General features: G+C 72.1%; 23 protein-coding genes. 12 read left to right on the top strand and 11 right to left on the bottom strand.

The window, feature by feature from the left end:
• Positions 1-625 precede the first annotated feature (625 nt).
• Positions 626-1,153, bottom strand: a complete 528-nt coding sequence (locus tag ACH4MY_RS19355) for a DinB family protein (protein ID WP_398004529.1) — start codon at positions 1,151-1,153, stop codon at positions 626-628.
• 60 nt (positions 1,154-1,213) lie between these two features.
• A complete protein-coding gene (locus ACH4MY_RS19350; protein WP_398004656.1) occupies positions 1,214-1,933 on the bottom strand; it encodes a TetR/AcrR family transcriptional regulator in 720 nt (239 codons plus the stop codon).
• A gap of 154 nt (positions 1,934-2,087) precedes the next feature.
• Between ACH4MY_RS19350 and ACH4MY_RS19345 the strand changes: the two genes are divergently transcribed.
• Together ACH4MY_RS19345 and ACH4MY_RS19340 are read left to right on the top strand one after the other, a co-directional pair.
• Entirely contained in the window at positions 2,088-3,302 is a 1,215-nt protein-coding gene (locus ACH4MY_RS19345; RefSeq protein WP_398004527.1) for an FAD-dependent monooxygenase, read from the top strand.
• A gap of 59 nt (positions 3,303-3,361) precedes the next feature.
• On the top strand, positions 3,362-4,267 hold the full coding sequence (locus ACH4MY_RS19340; protein ID WP_398004525.1) for a Gfo/Idh/MocA family protein: 906 nt from the start codon (positions 3,362-3,364) through the stop codon (positions 4,265-4,267).
• Here the strand turns inward: ACH4MY_RS19340 and lnt are convergent.
• The 4 genes from lnt to ACH4MY_RS19320 all read right to left on the bottom strand — a co-directional run bounded on the left by lnt (position 4,191) and on the right by ACH4MY_RS19320 (position 7,992).
• Complete coding sequence (gene lnt, locus ACH4MY_RS19335; protein WP_398004523.1) at positions 4,191-5,894, bottom strand: apolipoprotein N-acyltransferase; 1,704 nt, start codon at positions 5,892-5,894, stop codon at positions 4,191-4,193. The two genes, ACH4MY_RS19340 and lnt, sit on opposite strands and share 77 nt — an antisense overlap.
• Positions 5,895-6,027: 133 nt before the next feature.
• Positions 6,028-6,474, bottom strand: a complete 447-nt coding sequence (locus ACH4MY_RS19330; RefSeq protein ID WP_398004521.1) for a nuclear transport factor 2 family protein — start codon at positions 6,472-6,474, stop codon at positions 6,028-6,030.
• Between the two features lie 94 nt (positions 6,475-6,568).
• Positions 6,569-7,441, bottom strand: a complete 873-nt coding sequence (locus tag ACH4MY_RS19325; RefSeq protein ID WP_398004519.1) for an undecaprenyl-diphosphate phosphatase — start codon at positions 7,439-7,441, stop codon at positions 6,569-6,571.
• An 80-nt stretch (positions 7,442-7,521) separates the two neighbouring features.
• Positions 7,522-7,992, bottom strand: a complete 471-nt coding sequence (locus ACH4MY_RS19320) for a winged helix-turn-helix transcriptional regulator (RefSeq protein ID WP_398004517.1) — start codon at positions 7,990-7,992, stop codon at positions 7,522-7,524.
• A gap of 136 nt (positions 7,993-8,128) precedes the next feature.
• Between ACH4MY_RS19320 and ACH4MY_RS19315 the strand changes: the two genes are divergently transcribed.
• Positions 8,129-9,298, top strand: coding sequence for a thiolase family protein (locus tag ACH4MY_RS19315; RefSeq protein ID WP_398004515.1), 1,170 nt, complete (start codon positions 8,129-8,131; stop codon positions 9,296-9,298).
• Positions 9,299-9,362: 64 nt separating this feature from the next.
• Here ACH4MY_RS19315 and ACH4MY_RS19310 read toward each other — a convergent pair whose 3' ends face one another.
• Entirely contained in the window at positions 9,363-10,145 is a 783-nt protein-coding gene (locus ACH4MY_RS19310; RefSeq protein WP_398004513.1) for a TVP38/TMEM64 family protein, read from the bottom strand.
• A gap of 86 nt (positions 10,146-10,231) precedes the next feature.
• Here ACH4MY_RS19310 and ACH4MY_RS19305 point away from each other — a divergent pair, with 86 nt between their 5' ends.
• A complete protein-coding gene (locus ACH4MY_RS19305; protein ID WP_398004512.1) occupies positions 10,232-10,984 on the top strand; it encodes a DNA alkylation repair protein in 753 nt (250 codons plus the stop codon).
• Between the two features lie 118 nt (positions 10,985-11,102).
• Complete coding sequence (locus ACH4MY_RS19300) at positions 11,103-11,948, top strand: spermidine synthase (RefSeq protein ID WP_398004510.1); 846 nt, start codon at positions 11,103-11,105, stop codon at positions 11,946-11,948.
• Here ACH4MY_RS19300 and ACH4MY_RS19295 read toward each other — a convergent pair.
• Together ACH4MY_RS19295 and ACH4MY_RS19290 are read right to left on the bottom strand one after the other, a co-directional pair.
• The gene (locus ACH4MY_RS19295; protein WP_398004508.1) at positions 11,910-13,292 is read right to left on the bottom strand and encodes an MFS transporter; all 1,383 of its coding nucleotides are present in this window, start codon (positions 13,290-13,292) and stop codon (positions 11,910-11,912) included. The two genes, ACH4MY_RS19300 and ACH4MY_RS19295, sit on opposite strands and share 39 nt — an antisense overlap.
• 181 nt (positions 13,293-13,473) lie before the next feature.
• Entirely contained in the window at positions 13,474-14,625 is a 1,152-nt protein-coding gene (locus ACH4MY_RS19290; protein WP_398004506.1) for a hypothetical protein, read from the bottom strand.
• 122 nt (positions 14,626-14,747) lie between these two features.
• On the opposite strand from ACH4MY_RS19290, the gene ACH4MY_RS19285 reads away from it, so the two are divergent.
• Entirely contained in the window at positions 14,748-15,185 is a 438-nt protein-coding gene (locus tag ACH4MY_RS19285) for a DUF4442 domain-containing protein (protein ID WP_398004654.1), read from the top strand.
• A 192-nt stretch (positions 15,186-15,377) separates the two neighbouring features.
• Entirely contained in the window at positions 15,378-16,028 is a 651-nt protein-coding gene (locus tag ACH4MY_RS19280) for a DedA family protein (RefSeq protein WP_398004504.1), read from the top strand.
• 298 nt (positions 16,029-16,326) lie between these two features.
• Here ACH4MY_RS19280 and ACH4MY_RS19275 read toward each other — a convergent pair whose 3' ends face one another.
• The gene (locus tag ACH4MY_RS19275) at positions 16,327-16,854 is read right to left on the bottom strand and encodes a gamma carbonic anhydrase family protein (protein WP_266902818.1); all 528 of its coding nucleotides are present in this window, start codon (positions 16,852-16,854) and stop codon (positions 16,327-16,329) included.
• 131 nt (positions 16,855-16,985) lie between these two features.
• Here ACH4MY_RS19275 and ACH4MY_RS19270 point away from each other — a divergent pair, with 131 nt between their 5' ends.
• A complete protein-coding gene (locus ACH4MY_RS19270) occupies positions 16,986-17,732 on the top strand; it encodes an acyltransferase (RefSeq protein ID WP_398004502.1) in 747 nt (248 codons plus the stop codon).
• A 77-nt stretch (positions 17,733-17,809) separates the two neighbouring features.
• Here the strand turns inward: ACH4MY_RS19270 and ACH4MY_RS19265 are convergent, their stop codons facing one another.
• Positions 17,810-18,673 carry an EamA family transporter gene (locus ACH4MY_RS19265; protein WP_398004500.1) on the bottom strand — a complete coding sequence of 288 codons (864 nt, stop codon included), beginning with the start codon at positions 18,671-18,673 and terminating at the stop codon, positions 17,810-17,812.
• A 104-nt stretch (positions 18,674-18,777) separates the two neighbouring features.
• On the opposite strand from ACH4MY_RS19265, the gene ACH4MY_RS19260 reads away from it, so the two are divergent.
• The 4 genes from ACH4MY_RS19260 to ACH4MY_RS19245 all read left to right on the top strand — a co-directional run bounded on the left by ACH4MY_RS19260 (position 18,778) and on the right by ACH4MY_RS19245 (position 22,763).
• Entirely contained in the window at positions 18,778-19,350 is a 573-nt protein-coding gene (locus ACH4MY_RS19260; RefSeq protein ID WP_398004498.1) for a helix-turn-helix domain-containing protein, read from the top strand.
• A gap of 43 nt (positions 19,351-19,393) precedes the next feature.
• Positions 19,394-19,957, top strand: a complete 564-nt coding sequence (locus ACH4MY_RS19255; protein ID WP_398004496.1) for a YbaK/EbsC family protein — start codon at positions 19,394-19,396, stop codon at positions 19,955-19,957.
• A gap of 183 nt (positions 19,958-20,140) precedes the next feature.
• A complete protein-coding gene (locus ACH4MY_RS19250) occupies positions 20,141-21,763 on the top strand; it encodes a recombinase family protein (RefSeq protein ID WP_398004494.1) in 1,623 nt (540 codons plus the stop codon).
• 451 nt (positions 21,764-22,214) lie between these two features.
• Entirely contained in the window at positions 22,215-22,763 is a 549-nt protein-coding gene (locus tag ACH4MY_RS19245) for a hypothetical protein (protein ID WP_398004492.1), read from the top strand.
• Positions 22,764-23,911 lie beyond the last annotated feature (1,148 nt).

Genomic DNA, 23,911 nt, shown 5'->3' with positions numbered 1-23,911 from the left:
CCGGGAGCCGGGCTCTCGTGGGAGCCGGCCGCGGATCTCAGCGGCCGTACGTGCCGTGACAGATCCTGGACTGGTCGCTGTCCGGGGCCCAGCCCCCGTACCGCTGACCAAGGTCGCAGACGTCCGCCCTGGAGACCGGCGGGTTCTTCGGCAGGCCGGTGAGCTTCGGCAGCTCCGGGAGCGCCGGTCCGGCCGCCGGACGCGGAAGCTCACGCCGCGGCGCCAGGGACTCGGGGCGCGGCGCCGCCGTGTGCGGCGGGGCCGTCGCCCCTCGGCGTACGTCCGGCGTGGCGGTCGCGCGGGGCGGGGCCGTCGGCGGGGGAGGGGGGAGCGCCGCTTCGAGGGCCTCCAGGGCCGGGCCCTCTAAGATCTGGGGCGCCACCTCCTGGGGCGCGGGGCCCACGGTCTCGGCGGCGGGGGCGGAGACGGGCGCCGTCGGCGGGGCGTCCACCGAGACGCAGCCCGCGAGGGCGGCCACGGCCGCCCCGACCAGGATCTTCGCTGTGGTTCGGGTTCGGGTTCCATGCACGCGCGCAACTCTGCTGTCCCGGCAGCGATCTTCGCGCCCCTACCGGCGGGGAATGCCCCGCACGGGTGAGCCGCCGGAGGGCCGGCCTTGACCGGATCAGTCGCCGGTCTCGCCGTCGATCCGCTCCCGGATGAGGTCCGCGTGCCCGTTGTGGCGGGCGTACTCCTCGATCATGTGCAGGTAGATCCAGCGGAGGTTGAAAGGCTCCCCGCTGCGGTGGCTGCCCGAGGCCAGGTCGTCGAGACCGCGCCCGGCGGCCAGGGTGCGCGCGTGGGCGATCTGCGCCTGCCAGGTGGCGTACGCCTCCTCGTAGGTGTCCTCGTCGGTGAAGTGGAGGTCCCTCTCCCGGTTCTCCTCGGTCACATAGACCCGGCCCGCCTCCTCACCGGCCAGGACGAGGCGGAACCAGCCGTTCTCGACCTCCGCCATGTGGCGGACGAGGCCCAGCAGGGTGAGGTCCGAGGGCGGGGCGGACGCGGTGCGCAGTTGGGCGTCGTCGAGCCCCTCGCACTTCCTCGCGAGGGTCGCACGATGGAAGTCGAGCCATTGCTCCAGTGCTTCGCGCTCGCCCGAGGTGGTGGAAGGCTCGACGCGGGGGACGGATTCGATGCGTTCGGTGGTCATGCGCGGCATAGTGCCCCACGCTCACCGGGCGCGCCACCGTATTCCGCCGTGCCCGGGCGGTCAGCGGCGTCCGAGCATGCCCCGGAGCAACTCGTCGAAGCCGGTGCGGAGTTCCGCGCGGCTCGGCACGGTCGCGTGGAAGGAGCCGACGGCGCACGAGAACATCACCCCCTCGCACCAGGCGACGAGGGAGAGCGCGTGGCGCTCGGGCTCGGGTGAGCCGGCCGCCGCCGCCATCGTGACCAGCGGGTCGCGGAAGGCGGAGCCCGCCGCGTCGAAGAACGTGCGGAGTTCGGGGCGGCGGGTGGCCTCCAGGGCGAGTTCGTAACGGGAGACGAGCAGCGCGCGGTGGTCGGTGAGATAGCGGTGCAGCGCGAGGGCGAGCGCGTCCACGAGGACGCCGGTGTCCAGGTGTCCGGCGGTGTCCGGGTGTTCGGTGGGGTTCGCGCGTCCGGCGCCGGCTCCGTGTCCTTCGGGGCTGTCGTGTGCGGCGGTGTCCGCCGCCGCGTCGGGTCGGCCGCCCGGTAGTTCGTCCGGCGTGAGGACCCGTGCCTCCAGCTGGACCTGGCGTCGTACGGCCGTTTCCAGGAGGGCCTGGCGGGTGCGCGCGTGGTTCGACGTCGATCCCTGCGGCAGCCCCGCCCGCTCGTCCACCGCTCGATGGGTCAGCCCCCGCATGCCGCGCTCCACGAGGAGGTCCAGGGCGGCGTCCCCGATCCGCTCGGCGCGAGACGCCGGGGAGGCGGGGGGCTCGGGAGATACGGGGGATGCGGGAGACACGAGGGACTCCTCGGACTCGGGGGTCTCCGGGTCCGAGGCGGCGGAGAGGTGCGACGCGGTCATGGGGACAACCTACTACCGGCCCGACTACACCTGTAGTACGGTCGAAGCGCCGAGAGTACTACACCTGTAGTTCCCTATCCGAGGAGCAGCCGTGGAACAGCACCGTGCCGTCGTCGTCGGAGCCGGCATCGGCGGCCTCACCGCCGCCGTCGCCCTCCACCGCAACGGCTGGCAGGTCACCGTCCTGGAGCGGGCCGCCGACCTCGCCCCCGTCGGCGCCGGCATCGGCCTCGCCCCCAACTCCCAGCGCGCCCTCGACGTCATCGGCCTCGGCGACCGGGTGCGCGATCTCGCCGCCTGGCAGGGCGACGGCGGGATGCGCACCCCCGGCGGCCGCTGGCTCGCCCGCACCGACGCCAAGGCCGCCGCCGCCCGCTTCGGCGGACCGCTCGTCCTCCTCCACCGCGCCACCCTCGTGGAGATCCTCACCTCGGCCCTCCCCGAAGGCGCCGTCCGCACCGGAACCGCCGCCACGCTCGTCGACCCCGGCGACGACCACCGCCCCGCACGGCTCACCACCCCCGAGGGCGAGACCGAGGCCGCACTCGTCGTCGCCGCCGACGGCATCCGCTCCGCGACCAGGCGTGCCCTCTTCCCCGAGCACCCCGGCCTCCGCTACGCCGGCTGCACCACCTGGCGGGTCGTCGTCCCCGCCCCCGAGCGGCCCTTCGCCCCGCACGAGACCTGGGGAGCCGGACGCCTGTGGGGCACGCAGCCCCTCAAGGACGGCAGGATCTACGCGTACGCCATGGCCACCGCCCCCGCCGGCGGCCACGCGCCGGACGACGAGAAGGCCGAACTCCTGCGCCTCTTCGGCGACTGGCACCACCCCGTCCCCGAGATCCTCGCCGCCGTCGACCCCGGCCAGGTCCTGCGCCACGACGTCCACCACCTGCCCGACCCGCTGCCGGCCTTCCACCGGGGCCGGGTCGCGCTCCTCGGCGACGCCGCGCACGCGATGATGCCCAGCCTCGGCCAGGGCGGGAACCAGGCGATCGAGGACGCCGTCGTCCTCGCCCATCACGTCGGCCCCGCGTCCGCCGCCCACCCCGCCCGGACCGTGCCCGGCTTCCTCCCCGGTCGCGCGCTCACCGCCTACACCGGCGAGCGGTTGCCGCGTACCACCGCCATCGTCCGCAAGGCCGCCCGCACCGGCGCCCTCACGATGCTCGCCGCCCGCCCCGCCGTCGCCCTGCGCTCCACGCTCGTCGGCGCCGTCTCCCGCTTCGGCCCGGGCCTCGTCCTGCGCGGTTTCGACGGCATCGCCGACTGGCACCCGCCGGTGGCCCCGGCCCGGTCCGCGTAAGCTGACCAGCGCGAACGGCTCACACGTACAAGGCCTGTGGACACGACAAGGGAGACCCCGTGAAGGTTGGCTGCATCGGACTCGGCGACATCGCGCAGAAGGCGTACCTCCCCGTCCTCGCCACCCTCCCCGGGGTCGAACTCCACCTCCAGACCCGGACGGCGGCGACCCTGGACCGGGTCGCCGACACCCTCCACCTGCCCGCCGCGCAGCGCCACCGCGACCTCGACTCGCTGCTCGCCGCCGGACTCGACGCCGCCTTCGTCCACGCGCCGACCGCCGCCCACGCGGAGATCGTCGGCCGCCTCCTCGACGCGGGCGTCCCCACCTACGTCGACAAGCCCCTCGCCTACGAGTACGCCGACTCCGAGCGGATCGTGGAGCTGGCCGAGAAGCGCTCGGTCAGCCTCGCCGTCGGCTTCAACCGGCGCCTGGCACCCGCCTACGCCCAGTGCGCCGAGCACCCGCGCGAGCTGATCCTCCTGCAGAAGAACCGGGTCGGCCTCCCCGAGGACCCGCGCACGCTCGTCCTCGACGACTTCATCCACGTCGTCGACACCCTGCGGTTCCTGCTCCCCGGCGACATCGAGCACGTCGACGTGCGCGCCCGGATCCGCGAGGGGCTGATGCACCACGTCGTGCTCCAGCTCTCCGGCGACGGCTTCACCGCCATCGGCATGATGAACCGGATGAACGGCTCCACCGAGGAGATCCTCGAAGTCTCGGGCCAGGACACCAAGCGCCAGGTCCTCAATCTCTCCGACGTCGTCGACCACAAGGGCCAGCCGACCCTCCGGCGCCGCGGGGACTGGGTGCCCGTCGCCCGGCAGCGCGGGATCGAGCAGGCCGTACTCGCCTTCCTCGACGCCGTACGCGACGGGCGGTTGCTCAGTGCCCGTGACGCCCTGCTGACCCACGAGCTGTGCGAGCGCGTCGTGCGCGAGGCGCTGACCCAGGCCTCCTGAGCGCGCCCGCGCCCTCGGCGGCGCACACCACGCCCACCACGGCGAGCGCCGCGTACAGCGGCCAGTCGCCCCACCGGACATAGGCCGTCGTCGTCTCCGAGAGCGGCAGCTCGCGGACGGCGACGGCGCTCGCGTCCGTGCCGAGCACCGGTCCGATCCGGCGCCCGTCCGGGCCGTACGCCGCGGTGACCCCGGTGAGCGTGGCGTGCGCGACGGGCCGGCCCGTCTCCGCAGCCCGCAGGGCCGCCAGGGACGCGTGCTGGTCGGGCGCCCAGCTGTCCTGGAACGTGCTGGTCGCCGACTGGACGACCAGGAGCCCGGCGCCGTCCCTGACCAGGTGCCGGCTCATGTCGGGGAAAGCGGACTCGAAGCAGATCAGCGGCCCGATCGACAGTGCGCGCCCGGTGCCTTCGCCGGCGCCCTGCCCGCTGTCGGGCAGTGTCATCACGACCGGCGTGGTGCCCCGCCGACGGTCCTCGTCGGCCGCCTTGCCGAACGACGTCACCCAGCCCAGCACACCGCGCGCCGGGATGTACTCGCCGAACGGCACCAGCCGCATCTTGTCGTAGCGCAGGCCCGTGTACCCCTCGGGCCCGAACAGGACGGCGCTCTTGAAGATGCCCGGACGGTCGGTCCGGCGCGCGTCCACGTTCACCAGGAGCGGCGCGTCGACCGCGCGCGCCAGGGCGGTGAGCCGGTCGGCGATGTCGGGCCGGCCCGCCGGGTCGGCTCCCACCCCGCTCTCCCCCCACACCACCAGGTCGAGGTGCTGCCCGGCGAGCGAGCGGGTCAGCTCCTCGGCACGGTCGAACCGCCGCTCGGCCCCGTCGGGCCCGTCGAACACTCCCGGCTGTACGAGGGCCACCCGTACCGTCCCGCTCTCGCGCGGCGCCCCGACCCCCCAGGCGGCCGTGCCCGCGACGAGCGCGCAGGCCGCGATCCCGGTGACCCCGACGGCACGCAGCCCCGGAGCCGCCCCCAGCAGCGCCACGGCCGTGTTCGCCGCCACCACGAGCAGGCTGACCAGCCAGACCCCGCCGATCGAGGCGAGCCGCAGCGCCGCCGGAACCTCCCACTGGCTCGCCCCGAGCAGGCCCCACGGACCGCCCAGGCCCTCCCAGGAACGGACCAGCTCGATCAGCAGCCAGCCGGAGGGCACGGCGACGAGAGCGGCGGCGGCCCTCGGTACCGACGGCGCGCCGCCGAGCAGGGACCGCACGAGACATGCCCACGGCAGCCACAACAGGCCGAGCAGTGCGGCGACCGGCAGGAAGAAGACGTGCAGGCTGGGCAGGAGCCAGTGATGCACGGCCAGCACGAAGCCGATGCCGCCCAGCCAGCCGTCCAGCGCGGCGCGGCGCGCCCCCGGAGCCGTACGGATCAGCAGCAGCCAGGGGACGAGCGCGAGATAGGCCCACCACCACAGGTCGAGGGCGGGGAAGGCGAGCGCGGGCAGCGCGCCGCAGCCGACGGCGAGGAGGGAACGGCCGACGGACCGACGCCGTGCGGGCCCCCGGGCGGAGGCGCGGGCCGGCTCCCCGTCCTGGTCCGGGTCCTGGTCCTCGTCCCGGTCCCGGTCAGGGTGCTCGCCCCGTTCTCGGTCCCCGTTCACGAACGGATTTCGCATGGCATGCCTCCGCCCTTGCCTTCAGTGTCGGGCGTCAACGGGCCCGGCGCGGCTCGGTGGGGCCGTCCGCGTGCCCAGAGCGGGCCCGGATGCGTCGGCGGGAGCTCCCCGGCCTCGGGCCGGGGCCTTCGGCTCACTGGTGGCGGCGCCACCGTTCGTCGACGACGACCGAGTTCAGGCGCCAGCCCTCGGCGGTCCTGAGCGCCCCGAACGCGTACCGCCCGCCGCACACGAAGTCCTCGCCGGAGGTGAACCGCATGGGATTGACGTAGTCGGCGCGGACGTCCGCCGCGTCGCCGTTCTCCGGGTAGCCGGCCGGTCCCCGGAAGGTGACCCGCCGGTTCACGATGAGGTGCTGGCGTACGGGAAAGAGCGTCATCGTCTCGGCCAGCCAGTCGGCCACCTCGTCGGCCGGGGCCTCGATGCCGCCCGACCCCCGGTAGTCGGCCCGGCCGTCCGGGGTGAACAGCGCCCGGTAGGCGGTCCAGTCGGAGTCGTCCACGGCCGCCGCGTACCCGGTGATCAGGTCGTCGACGGCGAGTCGGTCCATCACGGTCGCGAGGTCCACGCGCTGCGTCATCGGATCAGTGTCGGGCAGGCCGGGCCAGGGGCCAAGGGGCGTGCGCGCGGGGAGTCCGCCCGACGGTTCCCCGCCCGACCCCTTGTCGCGGGCGTCAGCCTCCGGACTCGCCCGCGTGCGGGCTCAGGGTGTCGGTGCCGACCAGGACGAAGAGCAGGATGCCGAGGAGGATCCGGTAGATCACGAAGGGCATGAAGCTCTTGGTGGTGATGAACTTCATGAACCATGCGATCACGGCGTACCCGACGGCGAACGCGATGATCGTGGCGAAGATGGTCGGGCCCCAGGCGACGTGCCCCTCGCCCGCGTCCTTCAGCTCGTACGCGCCCGAGGCGAGGACCGCCGGGATCGCGAGGAGGAAGGAGTACCGCGCGGCCGACTCGCGGGTGTAGCCCATCAGGAGTCCGCCGGAGATCGTCGCGCCCGAGCGGGAGACACCCGGGATCAGGGCCATCGCCTGGCAGACGCCGAAGATCAGGCCGTCCTTCACGCTGAGGTCCTTGAGCGACTTGCGCTCGCGGATGGCCCGGTGGCGGCCGCCGACCTCGTCGCGGGCGGCGAGCCGGTCCGCGACGCCGAGGACGATGCCCATGACGATCAGGGTGGTGGCGATCAGCCGCAGATCGCGGAAGGGGCCCTCGATCTGGTCCTTGAGCGTGATGCCGAGGACGCCGATCGGGATCGAGCCGACGATCACCAGCCAGCCCATCTGGGCGTCGTGGTCGGAGCGCATCGCCTTGTCGGTGAGCGAGCGGAACCAGGCCGTGACGATCCGGGCGATGTCCTTGCGGAAGTAGATCAGGACCGCGGTCTCCGTGCCGATCTGGGTGATCGCGGTGAAGGCCGCACCCGGGTCCTCCCAGCCGGCGAAGGCCGCGGTGAGGCGGAGGTGTGCGCTGGAGGAGATGGGAAGGAACTCCGTCAGCCCCTGGACGAGCCCGAGGATGAACGATTCGAACCAACTCATGGGGCTAGGGCCGTCCCGTATGTACGTGTGCGGTCAGAAGGTCGAGCGCAGCGTACCGTCCCAAAGTGACGGGCCCGTGGTCAGGTCTCCTGGGGGAGTGCGGGGCCCGCGGTCGTCCAGCCGGGCGCCCGGACATGGGCGCTCAGGCTCTCCCGGTCGGCCTCGTCGCCGCAGTGGGCGCACACCACCCGCGGGCTGAGGATCTCGCCGCAGCGGTGCTCCAGGACGATCGGCCGGTCGTCGGGGTTGAGGTGGCGGTCGCCCCAGGCCATCAGGGTCACGAGGACCGGCTGGAGCTCCTCGCCGGCGGCCGTGGCCCGGTACTCGAAGCGCTGCGGACGTTCGCTGTACCGCACCTTCTCCAGGATTCCCGCCTCGACGAGCCTCTTGAGGCGGGTGGTGAGGATGTCGCGGGGGGCGCCGGTGTTGCGGGCGATCCGGTCGAAGCGGCGTACGCCGAGGGAGACCTCGCGGAGTACGAGCAGCGAGTACTTCTCGCCGACGAGCGCGAGCGTGTCGGCGATGGAGCAGGGGCGGGGGGCGGCCTTCATGGGGCAAGCGTAGGGCAGCACGCACGCGATGAGTTTGAAAACCAAACTCCGCACGCGAGAGAGGATTTGAAAAGCCAACTCGCTGGGATATGTTACCGACGAGTGTTGGTCCACTTATCCAACTCAGGAGCCTGTCATGCGCGACGCCGTCATCGTCGAAGCCGTCCGGACCCCGATAGGAAAGGGCAGGACGGGCGGGGCCCTGTCCCATGTCCACCCCGTCGCCCTCCTCTCCCACACCCTGAGCGCCCTGGTCGAACGCAGCGGCCTCGACCCCGCCCTCGTCGACGACGTGATCGGCGGCACCGTCGACCAGGTCGGTGAACAGGCGATGAACATCACCCGTTACGCCTGGCTCGGCGCGGGGTTCCCCGAATCCGTGCCCGCCACCACCGTCGACCGGCAGTGCGGCTCCTCCCAGCAGGCCGTCCACTTCGCCGCCCAGGGCGTGCTCTCCGGGGCGTACGACATCGCCGTCGCCTGCGGAGTGGAGTCCATGAGCCGGGTCCCCATGTGGTCCAACGTGCCGCCCGGCGCCGACCCCTTCGGACCCGGCGTCGCCGAGCGCTACCCCGAGGGCCTGGTCCCGCAGGGCGTCAGCGCCGAGCTCATCGCCGCCAAGTGGTCGATCGGCCGCGAGGCCATGGACGCGTTCGCCACCGCGTCGCACACCAAGGCGGCCCGCGCCTGGGCGGCCGGACTCTTCGACGCCGAGGTCGCGCCCTACGAGGACGTCCGCCGCGACGAGTCGGTGCGCCCCTCGACGACCGAGGAGATCCTCTCGGGGCTCCGCCCCTCCTTCGAGGACCCCGCGTTCACCACGCGCTTCCCGCAGATCGACTGGTCCGTCACCGCAGGCAACAGCAGCCCGATCAACGACGGTGCCTCCGCCGTGCTCGTCATGGCCGCCGACACCGCCCGGAGCCTCGGACTGCGGCCCCTCGCCCGCCTCCACAGCTTCGCCGTCACGGGCTCCGACCCACTGCTCATGCTCACCGGCGTCATCCCCGCCACCGAGAAGGTGCTGCGCCGGTCGGGCCTGTCCCTCGCCGACATCGACCTCTTCGAGATCAACGAGGCCTTCGCGAGCGTGGTCCTCGCCTGGCAGCAGGAGACCGGCGCCGACCCGGCCAGGGTCAACGTCCACGGCGGCGCGATCGCGCTGGGCCACCCGCTCGGCGCCAGCGGCACCCGCCTCACCACGACCCTCGTCCACGCCCTGCGGGCGCGGGGAGCCCGCTACGGACTCCAGGCGATGTGCGAGGCGGGCGGCCTGGCCAACGCGATGATCGTCGAGGCCCTCTGACCCCGGTCGCCGGCGGTTCGCAGCGGGTGCCGCCACCCGTTCCAGCAGGCGCCGTCGGCGGCTTCTAGCGCGTGATGCCCACCGGCTCCGGTTCCGGAGCGCCGTCGGACGGGGAAGAGGGGGCGGCCGCGCCCCGGGCCGGAGCGGCGGCACGAAGGGCGTGCCGCTTGCGCCAGGCCACGACGGCCGCGGCCAGACCCGACAGGACGATGAACCCCGTCGAGAAGAGGAAGGCCGGCGATCCCGGCGAACCGGCCTGGGCGCCCGCCACGACATAGGCGGCGGTGTTCGGCACCGAGCCGAGCGCCGTCGCCAGAAGGAACGGTACGTATCCCATCCGGGAGACCGCGGCACAGTAGTTGGCCGCCGCGAACGGCACCCCGGGGAACAGCCGGATCGCCAGCATCGAACGGAAGCCGTGCCGGCTCAGCTGCCCGTCCGCCGCCGTCAGCCAGCGGCCGCGCACCAGCGGCCGCAGCGCGCCCTGCCCCAGGAACCGGCCCAGGGTGAAGGAGATCCCGGCGCCCAGCACCGTCCCCGCGAGCGCCGCCGTCAGGCCGACGGCGGAACCGAAGAGCGCGCCCGCCGCCAGATTGAGTACCGGGCGCGGCACGAACGCCGCCGTGCACACGCCGTACGCGAGACCGAAGAGCAGCACCGCCCCGGCGCCGTTCGTCTGCGGCGGCCAGCCCGAGGCGAGCAGCCGCTGCGGCTCGTAGAGCACCACGAGGGACGCCGCGGTGAGCAGCAGCAGGGCGAGGACCGAGAGCCGCGCGCGGGGCGCGAGCAGGGCCCGGGAGCACCGGACGGCGACAGAGCCCGGCGGCCGGGGCACGGGAGCGAGCATTCGGGGAGAGTAACGGACGCGTCCGTATGATCGCCGTAATGTGCGTCATGTCCGTGCGCACCGGACCGGACGACAGGGAGGGGCCCATGACGGACACCGCGCCGCCCGCCGGCCGTCCCGGCACCGAGGCGCCCGTCGGCAGCCGTGCCGACGTCCCGGACAGCGCCCTCGCCGACACCGTTCTCGAGCGGCTCACCGCGGTCTACCCGGCCGCCGGGGACCCCTTCCGGGCGCAGGAGATGATCGCGTACATGAAGGGCGTCGCGCCCTTCCTCGGTCTCCGTACTCCCGAGCGCCGCGCCCTGTCCCGCACCGTCCTCGACGGCACCCCGCGCCCCGACGAGCAGGACTGCGCCGCCGTCGCCCTGCGCTGTTTCGCCCTGCCCGAGCGCGAGTACCACTACTTCGCCGTCGACTATCTGCGCCGCCATGTGAAGCGCTGCTCGTCCGGGTTCCTGCCCGTCGCCCGCCGGCTCGTCACCACCGTCTCCTGGTGGGACACCGTCGACCACCTCGCCGCCCATGTCGTCGGCGGCCTGGTCGCGGCCGACCCTGTTCTCGGCGCCCGCATGGACGAGTGGATCGAGGACGAGGACCTGTGGGTGGCCCGCACGGCGCTCCTCCACCAGCTCCGCTTCAAGGGGTCCACCGACGCCGACCGGCTCTTCGCCCACTGCCTGCGCCGCGCCGCCGACACGGACTTCTTCCTCCGCAAGGCCATCGGCTGGAGCCTGCGCGAGTACGCCAAGACCTCCCCGTCCGAGGTCCGCGCCTTCGTCGCCGCGCACTCCACGCGTCTCTCGCCCCTCTCCGTCCGCGAGGCCCTCAAGCACCTCTGACCCCACCCTGCCGGGCCCGTTCTCCGGACCCGCTCTTCTCGTCCGACCGGCGCCCCGCATCGGTGCCGCCGTCCGGACCGGCCGACTCCCCCTCTCGGCGCCCCGGCACAATGAGAGCGTGAACGAGCACATTCCCGTCCTCCGCGAGGTCGACCAGGGCACCGCGCGCCTCATGCCCGATGTGGACCGGGAGCGGGCCTGGCTCCTGACGGTCGACGGCGCGCCCCAGTCGTACGTCGACCTCGACGACCCGGCGTACCTGGAGTTCGAGTACGCGCGCCGGCTCGCCCACGTCGTCGACGGCGCCGCCGACGAGGGCGAACCCCTGGACGTCCTGCACCTCGGTGGCGGGGCGCTCTCGCTGCCCCGGTACGTCGCCGCCACCCGCCCCGGTTCGCGGCAGGACGTCGTCGAGGCGGACCGGGGGCTGCTCGACCTCGTCGCCGAGCACCTGCCGCTGCCCGAGGACTCCGGGATCGCCGTGCACGCCGCGGACGCCCGGCGCTGGCTGGAGGAGGCCCCCGCCGGCTCGGCCGACCTCGTCGTAGGCGATGTCTTCGGAGGCTCGCGGGTACCGGCGCACCTCACGTCCGTGGAGTACGCGCGCGAGGTCCGGCGCGTCCTGCGACCCGACGGCATCTACGCCGCCAACCTGGCCGACGGCGCGCCCTTCGCCTTCCTCCGCTCCCAGCTCGCCACCTTCGCCGCCGTCTTCCCCGAGCTGGCGCTGGTCGCCGAACCCGCCGTCCTGCGCGGCCGGCGCTTCGGGAACGCGGTCCTGGTGGCCTCCGGCCGGGAGATCGACACCGCCCGTCTGGCGCGCCGGGCCGCGGCGGACGTCTTCCCCGCGCGCGTGGAGCACGGGGAGACGCTCGACCGGTTCACCGGCGCCGCGGAACCGGTCCTCGACGCCGGGGCCGTACCGTCACCCGTCCCGCCGCAGGGCGCCTTCGGGATCGGCTGAGGCGGGAGCGGGAGCGGGAGCCGGTACGGGGCCGACGGCGAGCGTGGCGGAGGGGGCCGACGCGAGCGACACGTCCGCGTCCGTGATCCTCTTCGTGTGCGGACGCCGGGTCATGTTCCGTACATCCGGCACCAGCAGGACGAGGGCGGTGACGAGCACCATCAGCGCCGCCGCGCCCCACAGGGCCTCGCTCCGGCCGAACGCGCTCTCCGCAGGGCCCGCGAGCGCCGTCGTCAGCGGCAGCAGGGCCGTCGAGCCGAACCAGTCGTAGGCCGAGACCCGGGACAGCTTCTCCTCCGGGATCTCCTGGTGCATGGTCGTCATCCACGAGACGCCGAAGATCTCGATGGCCACGCCGCTCACGAACATCGCGGCCGTGAGCCCCACCGCGTCGAGCGGCACGGCGAGCGCCGCGGAGGGCAGCGCGATCGGGAAGACCCCGAGGGTTCCGACGAGCAGCATCCGGCGCGGTTTCCACCGGGTCATCAGGACGGCGCCCGCGAGCGTGCCCACGCCGTACGCGGCGAGCGCGATGCCCCAGGGGCGTGCGCCGCCGAGATCGGCCTTGGCGACCAGCGGACCGTACACCGACTCGACCGCCCCGATCAGTCCCACCACCACGGAGAACTGGGCGACGATCGACCAGAGCCAGGGCCGGCCGATGAACTCGTGCCAGCCCTCCCGCAGATCGGAGAAGAGACCGCCGCCGGGAGCACGCTCGGGGATGCCGCTCACGTCCAGGAAGGCGCGCAGCCCGCCCGCGAGGGCGAAGGCGACGGCGTCGATCAGGAGGACCCATCCGGGGCCGACGAAGGCGACGAGCGCGCCGCCGAGCGCGGCGCCGCCGATGGACGCGCCGTGCATGGCCATCCGGTAGAAGGCGAACGCGCGACTGGCCTGCTCCCCGGTGACACTGGACATCAGCATGCCCTCGGCCGCCGGGTTGAAGAAGGCCTGGCCGGTGCCGCAGAGCGCGGTGAGCACCATCATCTGCCAGATCTGGGCCTGCCCGGAGAGCACGAGGGCGGCGAAGACGGTCTGTGACAGGCAGTTGAGGGCATTGGCGGCGACCATCACCCGGTGCCGGGGCACCCGGTCGGCGACGGCGCCGCCGATCAGCAGGAAGAGGACGAGCGGAAGGAAGCGCGCCATCGCGACGAGACCCACGTCGCCCGCGTCGCCCCCGGTGTCGAACACGGCCCAGGTCGTGGCGATCAGCGCGCCGTGCGTGCCGAGGTTGGTCACGATCGTGGCGGCGGTGAGGAGGACGTAGTTGCGTCCGGCCCACTCGGGGCGGCGGGAGCCGAACGGGGTGCGGTGCGGGGAGGCGGCGGGTCTGGTCACCCCGGGACTATCCCTGTCGGGTCGCCCGGATGCCAACCCGGTATCCGGACGGTACGGTCCGCCGGCCGGTCCCTGAGGTGCGGAAACGGCCGACGGGGGAGCCGGGGACCCGACGGAGGGGCCGGGGACCCGACGGAGGGGCCGGGACCCGGCGTCGGCCGGGCCCCGGAGTGCGGTCGCCTCAGGAACCCGAGGTGAGGCGAACCGTGGAGAGGATCTGATTGATCGTGGCGTCCGGCAGTTCGTCCGCGACGCCGTCGGCCCCGTAGAGCACCCAGGTCGAGAAGTCGCCCTTGGCGTTCTTGAAGGTGAAGGCGATCGACTTGCCGTCCGTCTCGCACTTGTTGCGCTTCTTGACGCCCGGAGCCGTCGCGGTCGCCATGCTGCCCTTGAGACCGGACTTCGTGGTGTACGGCACGGCCTTGCTGATCTTGATGGTCTTCTGCGGCATGTGCTGCGCGTAGCCGCCCCAGACCCACGTACCGGCCTCGCTGCGGGCGGCGTCCGACGTGTTCTTGGCGCCCTGGCCGCCCTTGGTGCCGGCGGTGCTCAGGCCCCAGGTCTCGTTGCTGCCGTTCTTGTCGACGTCGTAGGTGCACCACTCGCTCTTGAGGCGCGAAGGCGACGACATCGTCACGAGGGGGCTGCCGTCGTTCTTCTTCTCGTCCTCGAAGTAGGTGATCGCCCCGGGCTTCATCACCTCCCACTCCGGCGGTACGTCGAAGAGGGTGCCGTACTTCGGGTTGTAGACGACCTTCCAGCCGGGGATCGTCGGCTGGTGGCTCGCGCCGTCGCGCGGGTTGGCGATCCCGGACGGGGACTCGCTCGGCTCCGCCGACGGGTCCGTCGAGGCGGACGCCGTCACGGAGGGCTTCGGGTCGTCGGCGACCTGCTTCTTGTCGTCGTCCTTGCCGAGCACGAAGAAGCCGGTGACGCCGGCGGCGACGACCACGGCGGTCGCGGCGACGATCGCCACGATGGTCGTCCGCTTCTTCTTCCCGCCGTCGGGCCCGCCGGGCTGACCCGGGCCGGGGACCGCGTACTGCTGCGGAACGGTCGGCTGCTGGTACGGGTTCGGCTGGCCGTAACCCGGCTGCTGGCCGTAACCCTGCTGCGGGTAGCCGGGCGGTGCGGGCGGCTGCTGCCCGTAGCCCGGCTGCGTGGGCGGCTGCTGCGGATAGCCGGGCTGTGTCGGCGGCTGCTGCGGATACCCGGGCTGGGCAGGCGGCTGCTGATACGGGTTCGGCTGCTGGTACCCCGACTGCTGGTAGGGGTTCTGATTCTGGTCCTGCGGGTTCTGCTCGCCCCCGGGCGGCTGCTGTCCTGGCCACATGGCCAGTAACCATAGAGGTGCGGAGGCGGGTCGACCACGCCCGCCCCCGGACCGTGTGACGCGGGAGGGATGGCCAAGGCTGCTACTCGTGGGTAACATCACGGTCCATGAGCGCAGACCAGATGACCGTCGGCGAGATGCTCGCCGCCACGGTCCCCATGGCCGGAACCCTGAACCTGGAGTTCCTGGAGACCACCGCCGAGCGCGCCGTCGTGCGCCTGCCGGACCAGCCCGCCTACCACAACCACGTCGGCGGCCCGCACGCCGGAGCGATGTTCACGCTCGCCGAGTCCGCCAGCGGCGCCATCGTGCTCGCCGCCTTCGGCGACCAGCTGAGCCGTGCGGTGCCGCTCGCCGTCAAGGCCGAGATCGGCTACAAGAAGCTCGCGATGGGCGTCGTCACGGCCACCGCCACCCTCGGCCGCCCGGCCGCCGACGTCGTCGCCGAGCTCGACGCGGGGCAGCGGCCGGAGTTCCCGGTGCGGATCGAGATCACCCGCGAGGACGGCGCCGTGACCGGCGAGATGACCGTCGTCTGGACCCTCCGCCCGAACGCCTGACCTCGGACGTCACGTGCCGCCCCCGTACCCGCTCCGGGTGCGGGGGCGGCCGTGCTCCGGGCGGCCGATGTCGGAGGCCGTCCTTCCCGACCGGGTAGGCTTCCCCGGCGTGCCCGCCGAGGCGCACGCCGGCGCCAGGCCCCCGACCACGGGCCGGGCGCGGCAGGGCAGTCCAAACGGGAGGAAGCCGCGTTGCACGTCCAGGAGTGGCTGGAGACGATCCCCGCGGTCGCCGTCTACGTCCTTGTGGGGGTGGTGATCGGGCTGGAGAGCCTGGGCATCCCGCTGCCGGGGGAGATCGTGCTCGTGAGCTCGGCGCTGCTCGCCTCGCAGCACGGCGACATCAATCCGTACGTGCTGGGCGCCTGCGCCGTCGCCGGCGCGATCATCGGCGACTCGATCGGCTACGCGATCGGCCGCAAGGGCGGACGGCCGCTGCTCGCCTGGCTGGGGAGGAAGTTCCCCAAGCACTTCAGCGAGGCCAACATCGGTCTCGCCGAGCGCTCCTTCCAGAAGTGGGGCATGTGGGCCGTCTTCTTCGGCCGCTTCATCGCCCTGCTCCGCATCTTCGCCGGGCCCCTCGCGGGCGTGCTGAAGATGCCGTACTGGAAGTTCCTCATCGCCAACGTCCTCGGCGGCATCCTGTGGGCCGGCGGCACGACGGCCGTCATCTACTCGGTCGGCATCGTCGCCGAGGCCTGGCTCAAGCGCTTCTCGTGGCTCGGCCTCGTCCTCGCCGTGCTGATCGGTGTGACCTCCATGCTGATCATCAAGAACCGCGCCAAGAAGGCGGCGGAGCGGGTCGAGACCCCCGAGCCCGAGCCGGTCGCGGTCACGGACTGAGACCGGTCGCGGGGGGGGGGCCCCGGCGGGGGGGGGGGGCCCGCCCCCGGGGCCGCGCCCCCCCCCCCCCCCCGCCCCCCCCCCGGGGGGGCCGCCCCCCCCCGCGGCCCCCCCCCCCCCCCCCCCCCCCCCCCCCCCCCCNNNNCCGGTCGCGGCCCGGGCCGGCGACGGGTCGCGGCGTACGTACGCGGAGGAGGGCGGCACCCGTCGACGGGTGCCGCCCTCCTCCGCGTACGTACGCCCGGCGGTGCGTTCACGCGCGCACGCGGTTCACGCGCGCCCGCACCGGCCGTTCGGCTCAGTCCTCGAAGGCCTCCGCGTGGCCCTTGGCGAGCAGCAGGTACATCTCGGCGTTCAGCTGGATGCCCGCCTTCTCCTCCTCGGTCAGCGGGCGGCGCACCTTCGCCGGGACGCCCGCGACGAGCGAGCCCGGCGGGATCTCCATCCCCTGCGGGACGAGCGCCTGCGCGGCGACCAGCGAACCGGCTCCGATCCGGGCCCCGTTGAGGACCGTCGCGCCCATGCCCACGAGCACGTCGTCCTCGATGACGCAGCCGTGCACGGTGGCGTTGTGGCCGACGGTCACGCGGTCCCCGATCGAGACGGGGAAGCCGGGGTCGACGTGGACGGTGCAGTTGTCCTGGATGTTGGAGTCCTCGCCGATGGCGATGGGGCCGCAGTCCGCCCGCAGCACCGCGTGGTACCAGATGCTGGCCCGGGCGCCGAGCGTCACCTCGCCGAGCACCACGGAGGTCGGGGCGGTGAAGGCGGTCGGGTCGATCTGCGGCTCCTTGCCGCCCACACCCTTGATCAACGCCTCTGTCATGGTTCGCTCCTGATCGTCAGCCGTCGTGTCGCGCCCGGGGGTGCCCCCGGGCGCAGCCTATGCCGTGCTCATGACCGACATCACAGCGCACCGCACTGATCAGGTACGACGGTGCCGACTACGGTGTCCGGGTGCCCAGGAACCGAAACACGTTCTCGTCCCTCGCCGCCTGGCGGCGCCGGGTCCTCGCCCGCGCCGTGCAGAGCGGCTGGCGCTGGGTGCAGGAGACCGGCTCCGTCACCGCCGAACATCCCGGGAAGCTGCGCTTCCGCCGGTTCGGCGCGGGAACCCGGCTCGCCTTCCCCCAGGGCACGGTCTTCGGCGAGCGGTGGATCGAGATCGGCGAGTGCTGCATCGTCGCCGAGCAGGTCACGCTGACGGCGGGGATGCTGCCGGGTCTCGACCTCGGTACGGAGACCGTCCTGACGCTCGGCGACGGGGTGGTCCTCGGCCGGGGGAGTCATGTGATCGCCGACGCGAAGGTGAGCATCGGCTCGGACACGTACTGCGGCCCGTACGTCTACATCACCTCGACCAACCACAGTTACGACGATCCTGACGAGCCCGTCGGCCGTCAGTGGCCGCGCTCGGAGCCGGTCGCGATCGGCCCGGGCTGCTGGCTCGGCACCGGCGCGGTGATCCTGCCCGGCGCACGCCTCGGCCGGAACGTGGTCGTCGCGGCGGGCGCGGTGGTGCGCGGCGAGGTGCCGGACCACTCGGTGGTCGCGGGCGCCCCGGCCAGGGTCGTCCGCAGCTGGGATCCGGAGAAGGGCTGGCAGCCGCCGCTGCGGACCCCCGCCCCGGTCCCGATCCCGGAGCACGTGACGTCGGAGCAGCTCGCCGCGCTCGCCAAGTGGGAGGTCGAGCGGGCGGGCTGAGCCCCGCGGCCGCTCGCCGGGCCTTCGTGGCGATCCCGGGCGGTGGCGGGGCCCCGGCCCGATCGGCCGGAAGTCGTCTAGCCGGTGGCGAGCAGGACCGTGCCCACCAGGGCGAGGCCCGCGCCCGCCGCCTGGATCGCCCGGAGGCGTTCCTTGAGGACGCCGTAGGCCGCGAGGGCCGTGACGACCGGGTAGAGGCTGGCGAGCACGGCCGCCACGGTCACCGGTCCCTGCTGGGCGGCGATCGCGTACGTACCGTTCGCCGCGACGTCGGCCAGGCCGACGAAGGCGAGCGCCGGGAGGGCCGCGCGGACGGCCCCGGAGCCTTCCTCGGGGAGGGCCCGGCCGCCGCGCTTCACCGAGGCGTACAGGGCGCCGCCGCCCACCAGGACGTTGGTGACGCGCTGGACGAACAGGGCGAGGAAGAGACCGGTGACGGTCGTGGAGGCCTCGGCGATCAACGCCATCACCGAGCCGAAGCCGAAGGCCGCGACCAGGGTCAGCAGGACGGCCTGGCGCTGGACGGGCGCGCCGCGCAGCTCCGGCCCTCCGGCGAGCACGACGCCGACGATCGCCACCCCGATGCCGGCGAACTGCACGAGCCCCGGGCGGTCGCCGACGAGGAGGCCGACCGAGACGGGGACGACGACCCCGAGCGAGCCCAGCGGGGAGACCACGCCCATCGGGCCGAGGGCGAGCGCCTTGTAGAAGGCGAGCATGGCCGCCGGGCCGACGACGCCCGCCCCGACCGCGTACCAGAGCTGGGGGCCGGCCTCGGTCCAGGCGCCGGTCGCGAGGACGACGGTGCCGAGGACGAGGACCGCGAGGAGCTGGGAGACCACGACGACCGTGAGGGCGGGGATGCGGCGGGTGAGGAGCCCGCCGCCGAAGTCGGCGAGGCCCCACAGAAGGCTGGTGGCCAGGGCGAACAGGGCGGTCATGGGTCCTCGCAGTCACGGACGGCAGTACAGTGCAGTGAACAATCGGGTACACCTCACCGTAGTTCAGTATGTTGAACTCTGTCATCCAAAATATTGGACGGAATGTGTCGGACCTCGATCAGCTCACGCAGTCGCTCGCCCGGAACCTGAAGCACTGGCGCAAGGAGCGGGGACTCACCCTGGACGCCCTCGCCGCACGGGCGGGCGTCAGTCGCGGCATGATCATCCAGATCGAACAGGCCCGGACGAACCCCAGCGTCGGCACCACGGTGAAGCTCGCCGACGCCCTCGGCGTCTCCATCACGACCCTGCTGGACTACGAGCAGGGCCCCCAGGTCCGGCTCGTCCCGCCGGACCAGGCCGTCCGCATGTGGTCGACCTCCACCGGCAGCCACACCACCCTCCTCGTCGGCACCGAGGCCCGCGGCCCCCTGGAACTGTGGTCCTGGACCCTCATGCCGGGCGAGGGCAGCGCCTCCGACCCGCACCTCGAGGGCACGGTCGAGCTGCTGCACGTCACCCTCGGCGTCCTCACCCTGGTCGTCGACGGCGGGGAGCACACCCTGCCGGCCGGCACCTCCGCCGCCTTCGAGGCGAGCAAGGCGCACGAGTACCGCAACGACGGGGCCGAGCCCGTCGAGATGACGATGGCGGTCTCCATCCCGCCCGTACGCTGAGACGAGCGTCCGCACCCCGGACGGCGGTCGTTAGCGTGAGGGCATGCGCGCACCCATCGGATCCTTCGACGACGCCCGGCCCGCCCCCGACTGCCTCGACCTGCTGACCGCCCCTGTCGCCGCCGCCGTCCGGGCCTGGAGCGGACCCGTACCGGCCGACCGGCTGCTGTACGTGGACACCGACCCGGCCATCGCCGACACCGCCGTCTTCGTGGAGCACTACGGGCCCGAGCTGCTCGACGAGTCCGCCAACTGCGTGGTCGTCGCGGGCAAGCGCGGCGAGACCACGACCCTGGCCGCCTGCGTCGTGAAGTCGGCGACCCGGGTCGACGTCAACGGGGTCGTCCGCAAGCATCTCGGCGCCCGCAAGGCCTCGTTCGCGCCGATGGACACCGCGACCGGCGAGACCGGCATGGAGTACGGCGGCATCACGCCCATCGGCCTCCCCGGGGCCTGGCCCCTCCTCGTGGACGCCGCCGTGGTGGACACCGAGTGGGTCCTGATCGGCAGCGGCCGAAGGCGCGGCAAGCTGATCGTGCCCGGGAAGGCCTTCGCCCAACTGCCGGGCGCGGTCGTCCTGGAGGGGCTCGGCGTCCCCGTCGGCTGAGCCGGTCCATGGCGGCCCGGCAGCCCCCGTCGGCTCCCACCGGCCCTCAGGCGCTCGGGAGTCCGCAGGGGCCCGGGGCGCTCGCCGGCTCAGCCCAGGCGCGGGATCTCGATCGCCGGGCAGCAAGGAAGTAACTCCCTATGTCATGCTGCGGTCGGGGAGGATCCTCACCAGGGGAGCGGTATGCAACGTGAAGACGTAGACGCCCTAGCTGCGCTAGGGCTGTCACCTGAAGATCTAGTAGCGCTGGGGCTTGACCAGCCTGCCACGGGTGACCCCAGCCAGCTTGTCGACCTGTACCTTCGCCGGTCGAAGAAGATGGAGGATCTCACCACACTGCGCAAGCACCTCACCGACGCCGTGCGCTGGGCTCGTCAAGAAGAGCTTCAGATCCGCCACGTGTGGTTCGAGCAGCGGAGTGCGAGTAAGCAGCACCTCCGCCGCGACGAGTTCGAGAACGCGAAGGCTGCTGTCCTCGCGGGCCGGTCGCAGTGTCTTGCGGTTTGGAAGACAGACCGCCTTGACCGTCGTGGCATGGGCGCCGTGGGAACGCTCCTTGACGAGTTGGACCGCCGGCGGGCTCGCCTCGTGTCGATCACGGAGGGGCTGGACAGCAACAAGGGCGGACGCATCGTGTTCGCCATCCTCTCCGAGAGAGCGCGAGACGAAGCAAAGGACATCGCCCTCCGGGTACAAACTGGGCTTGACTCTCACCGAATCATCGGACGCGCGCCCGGCGGGAAGCCGCCCTACGGGGTGAAGCATCTCGGGGACGGCAAGGTTGGACCGAATCCCGAGGAGTATCCGACGGCGCGCAAGATCGCGGAGGCGCTTCTCGACGGGGACGCCGGAACCGCGATTGCCCACCGGATGACCAGCGAAGGAGAGAAGACACGTACCGGCCGCCACTGGTCGGCTAACGCCATCTCTCGCATGGCGCACTCTCCGCTGTGGGCGGGGCTCGTCCCGTTCCGGGAGCGCCAAACCGACGAGTACGGGAACCCCTTGGACAAGTGGGGGTGGAAGGCGGAACCCCTACTCGACGTGGAGGGTAAGCCGGTCGTCTGCGGGACTGGCGTCGTGTCGGTGACGGAGTGGTATGCGATCAAGTCACTCATTGCGAGCCGCACGGTTCGGGGCATCAAGAGGGGGCATGGGCATCGGTCTGCGGGGAAACTCCTCACTGGCATCCTGAGGTGTCCGCACTGCAAGGTAGGGCTCGTCTCCGGCGGTGAGTCGTACCGGTGCCGCACTCGCATGGAGGGCGGTGAATCTGCCTGTCCCGGGGCCCGCACGTCGGCGGCAAGGGTTGACTTCACGGTGGGGGAGATGTGGGTCACCCATGTCTCCGCCCTGGAGCCTGACGACCCCGTTCTGCACGAGATCGGGGCACGCTGGTTGGCCTACCACGACCCGGAACGTGCCGAACGTAAGCGTCATGTCGTAGCGGCGCTGGAGGATGCGGAGCGAAGGCTTGCGGAACTGGACGACGCCTACTTCGTCAAGGGACGGATGCCTGAAGAGCGCTACTCGCGGATCTCATCGGCTCTCGACGACCAAATTTCGTCACTCCAGACAGAGCTGAAGGAGCTGAAGAGGCAAACGGACCTTACGCCGCTCCTCGATGGCTGCCTCCTGGCGGAGGCGTGGAACGCCGCGACGCTCACGGACAAGCGGATGTTGCTGCGCTGCGCCATCGACGAACTGATCCTCTTGTCGTCCACGGGGCAGGGGGACCGCAGGCCGATCGACGACCGACTTCGGGTGAAGTGGGTGTCTGTCGACGCTCCGAGTGACTCCGACTGACGTAGGACATGCGAGAGGCCCCGCTAGCCTGCGGGGCCTCTTTGCGTTCCTCAGGAGTCCGCGGGAGTGCTCCATGTTCCCGCCGGCGGACGCTCCGGGAGGCGCGCGCCCGGCATCCGGCAGTACCAGCGGATGAACTCCCGAATCACCTGCGTGCGGGGGCTCCGACCTGCGGGCTTCATGGTCTTAGCCGCGTCTAGGAAGGGGTCCCACTCGCTCGCGGACGGCACTCGGATGCTCTTCGGCGTCTCGTAATCACGTGGCTCTGGCATGGGTACAGCGTAGCCACGTTGTACCTACAGAGCCAGTGAAGTTTGTAGGGACAAGATGCTTGCCAAGCCTTCACAACGCCTCTACGTTTGTACCTACAAGCGAGAGATAAGCCGCAGCCCCCGCCGGTCCTGGCAGACATTCAACGGGGGCTGTGGTGCCCCGATGAAGGAGCTGCACCATGGTCGCACAGACCTCATCCCCCCGTCTCGACGTCGCCACCCTCACGGAATCCCAGCGGGACGGCGTGGCCTGCGTCGCCTGCAACGGTGACCGGGGCCGGATGGTCCCCGTCGGCACCCTCGACGGTGTCCAGCTCTTCGAGCACCCCTCCTGCGCCGCTGGGGGCGTCACGAACGGCTTCATCGCCGTCATCGGCGACACCTCGACGCCGGAGGCATACGACGCCACCTGCGCGGCCGGCATGGACGTGGCCGACCGGCTTCAGATCCCTGCCCGGATCCTCGTCGGCATGGGTCATGACGTCCTCCTGTACGAGGGCGCCGTCATCCTGGACACCTACCTCGACAGCGTTGCGAGCGCCGTGCTCGGTATGGAGGCGCGCGAGGGCGACATGATGTCGCTCGACTACGGGACGCTCATGGCGTACCCCATGGACTACGAGTGCGGGCACTGCATGGAGCGCGACGAGACCGCGCAGCCGCGCCGCATCGGCGACGAGTGGACGACGAGCGTCTGTGACTCCTGCGTGGACCACGCGACCGCGTAACACTCCGTAACTTCACCCCGCTCGACAGACCCGCCCCCATCCCCGTGGAGGCGGGTCGTTGGCGTTACCGGCAACCTGCGGTTGACGTCGAACGGCGTCCTCGTCCACTGCGGGGGTCGGACCGGGTCGAACCGTGCCGAGTCTGGCACCGCCTTCGGTTCGTCGACGCTGTGCCGTTGACCTGCATTTTTGACGTCGAGCGGCGTCCTCCGCGACCTCGGCCGGGGTCCAAAGTGCCGTTTCTGGCCCCTACTTCAACTTTCTCTCTAACGCGTTAAGGAGAAAAGGAGAAAGCTAGTTAGTTTGGCCTTTTGGACCCCGTTCCGACCCGCCAGCCGCCTCGACGTCGAGCGGCGAGGGGGAGCGAGGTGGAGGAGCCGCGAGACGGCCCGTGAAGGGGTCACTGAGGGCCTGGCGGGCGCCATGGCTACTCGGATGCCGTGGCGGGGGGAGCTCAGGGGCGTGTGGGCGCCGATGATTCCGCGAGGGCCTCTTGCGGCCCCCTGAGGACGTGATCACACAGAGTGTGCATCATCGGCGCGAGGCATTCACCCCATAGGTAAAGAGTTGGCAATGAATCACGTAGTAACGGTGCCTAGGTGCCATTTAGGGCCGTCTGACCAAACACGCCCCACATTACCTAAGTAGAGGGAGTTTCACGGACGCCGCCGAGTTGCACGGCCCTGGATCCCTCGCATGCTGCGTCGTCCGGTGCCTCTCCCGGTTCGACGCTCCGCCCCGTGACGTCGAGCCGCTCTGCGCTGCGTACTCTCCTCCGCGCCGCTGGCTGGCTCCGTCACGGGGCGACGACTTTCAAGCGCTGTCTATCCGACGGCGCTTCTTCTTTTTGCCCGTACCCGATTGAACGGCGGGACGACAGAACACCCGGAGACGCCATGCGACACAGCGACGTGCTGACGACGCCCCATCGGACGTGCCCTGACTGCGAACGCAGCCTCCCAGTCACCTCCGACCACTTCCACAAGGACAGCCTTCGTGCCGACGGCTTCACGCGACGGTGTTCCGACTGCCGGAACACCATCGCTCGCAAGCGATACGCGCAGGCGCCTCAGGAATGCGCTGCGCGCGTCCGTGAGCGTCGACGGGAGCGCACGGCGTACTTCGAGGCCATCGGCCACTACGAGAGC

Source organism: Streptomyces sp. NPDC017246 (assembly GCF_044331325.1).
GTDB lineage: Bacteria > Actinomycetota > Actinomycetes > Streptomycetales > Streptomycetaceae > Streptomyces.
The sequence above is the reverse complement of the archived record's forward strand: the minus strand, read 5'-3'. Positions and strand labels throughout refer to the sequence as shown.

Excerpts from the sequence above, each read along its gene's own strand:
- ACH4MY_RS19245 (WP_398004492.1), top strand. The coding sequence starts at position 22,215 with ATGGTCGCACAGACCTCATCCCCCCGTCTCGACGTCGCCACCCTCACG.
- ACH4MY_RS19255 (WP_398004496.1), top strand. The coding sequence starts at position 19,394 with ATGCGCGCACCCATCGGATCCTTCGACGACGCCCGGCCCGCCCCCGAC.
- ACH4MY_RS19275 (WP_266902818.1), bottom strand. The coding sequence starts at position 16,854 with ATGACAGAGGCGTTGATCAAGGGTGTGGGCGGCAAGGAGCCGCAGATC.
- ACH4MY_RS19320 (WP_398004517.1), bottom strand. The coding sequence starts at position 7,992 with ATGAAGGCCGCCCCCCGCCCCTGCTCCATCGCCGACACGCTCGCGCTC.
- ACH4MY_RS19315 (WP_398004515.1), top strand. The coding sequence starts at position 8,129 with ATGCGCGACGCCGTCATCGTCGAAGCCGTCCGGACCCCGATAGGAAAG.
- ACH4MY_RS19250 (WP_398004494.1), top strand. The coding sequence starts at position 20,141 with ATGCAACGTGAAGACGTAGACGCCCTAGCTGCGCTAGGGCTGTCACCT.
- ACH4MY_RS19325 (WP_398004519.1), bottom strand. The coding sequence starts at position 7,441 with ATGAGTTGGTTCGAATCGTTCATCCTCGGGCTCGTCCAGGGGCTGACG.
- lnt (WP_398004523.1), bottom strand. The coding sequence starts at position 5,894 with ATGCGAAATCCGTTCGTGAACGGGGACCGAGAACGGGGCGAGCACCCT.
- ACH4MY_RS19290 (WP_398004506.1), bottom strand. The coding sequence starts at position 14,625 with ATGTGGCCAGGACAGCAGCCGCCCGGGGGCGAGCAGAACCCGCAGGAC.
- ACH4MY_RS19330 (WP_398004521.1), bottom strand. The coding sequence starts at position 6,474 with ATGACGCAGCGCGTGGACCTCGCGACCGTGATGGACCGACTCGCCGTC.
- ACH4MY_RS19305 (WP_398004512.1), top strand. The coding sequence starts at position 10,232 with ATGACGGACACCGCGCCGCCCGCCGGCCGTCCCGGCACCGAGGCGCCC.
- ACH4MY_RS19355 (WP_398004529.1), bottom strand. The coding sequence starts at position 1,153 with ATGACCACCGAACGCATCGAATCCGTCCCCCGCGTCGAGCCTTCCACC.
- ACH4MY_RS19265 (WP_398004500.1), bottom strand. The coding sequence starts at position 18,673 with ATGACCGCCCTGTTCGCCCTGGCCACCAGCCTTCTGTGGGGCCTCGCC.
- ACH4MY_RS19285 (WP_398004654.1), top strand. The coding sequence starts at position 14,748 with ATGACCGTCGGCGAGATGCTCGCCGCCACGGTCCCCATGGCCGGAACC.
- ACH4MY_RS19310 (WP_398004513.1), bottom strand. The coding sequence starts at position 10,145 with ATGCTCGCTCCCGTGCCCCGGCCGCCGGGCTCTGTCGCCGTCCGGTGC.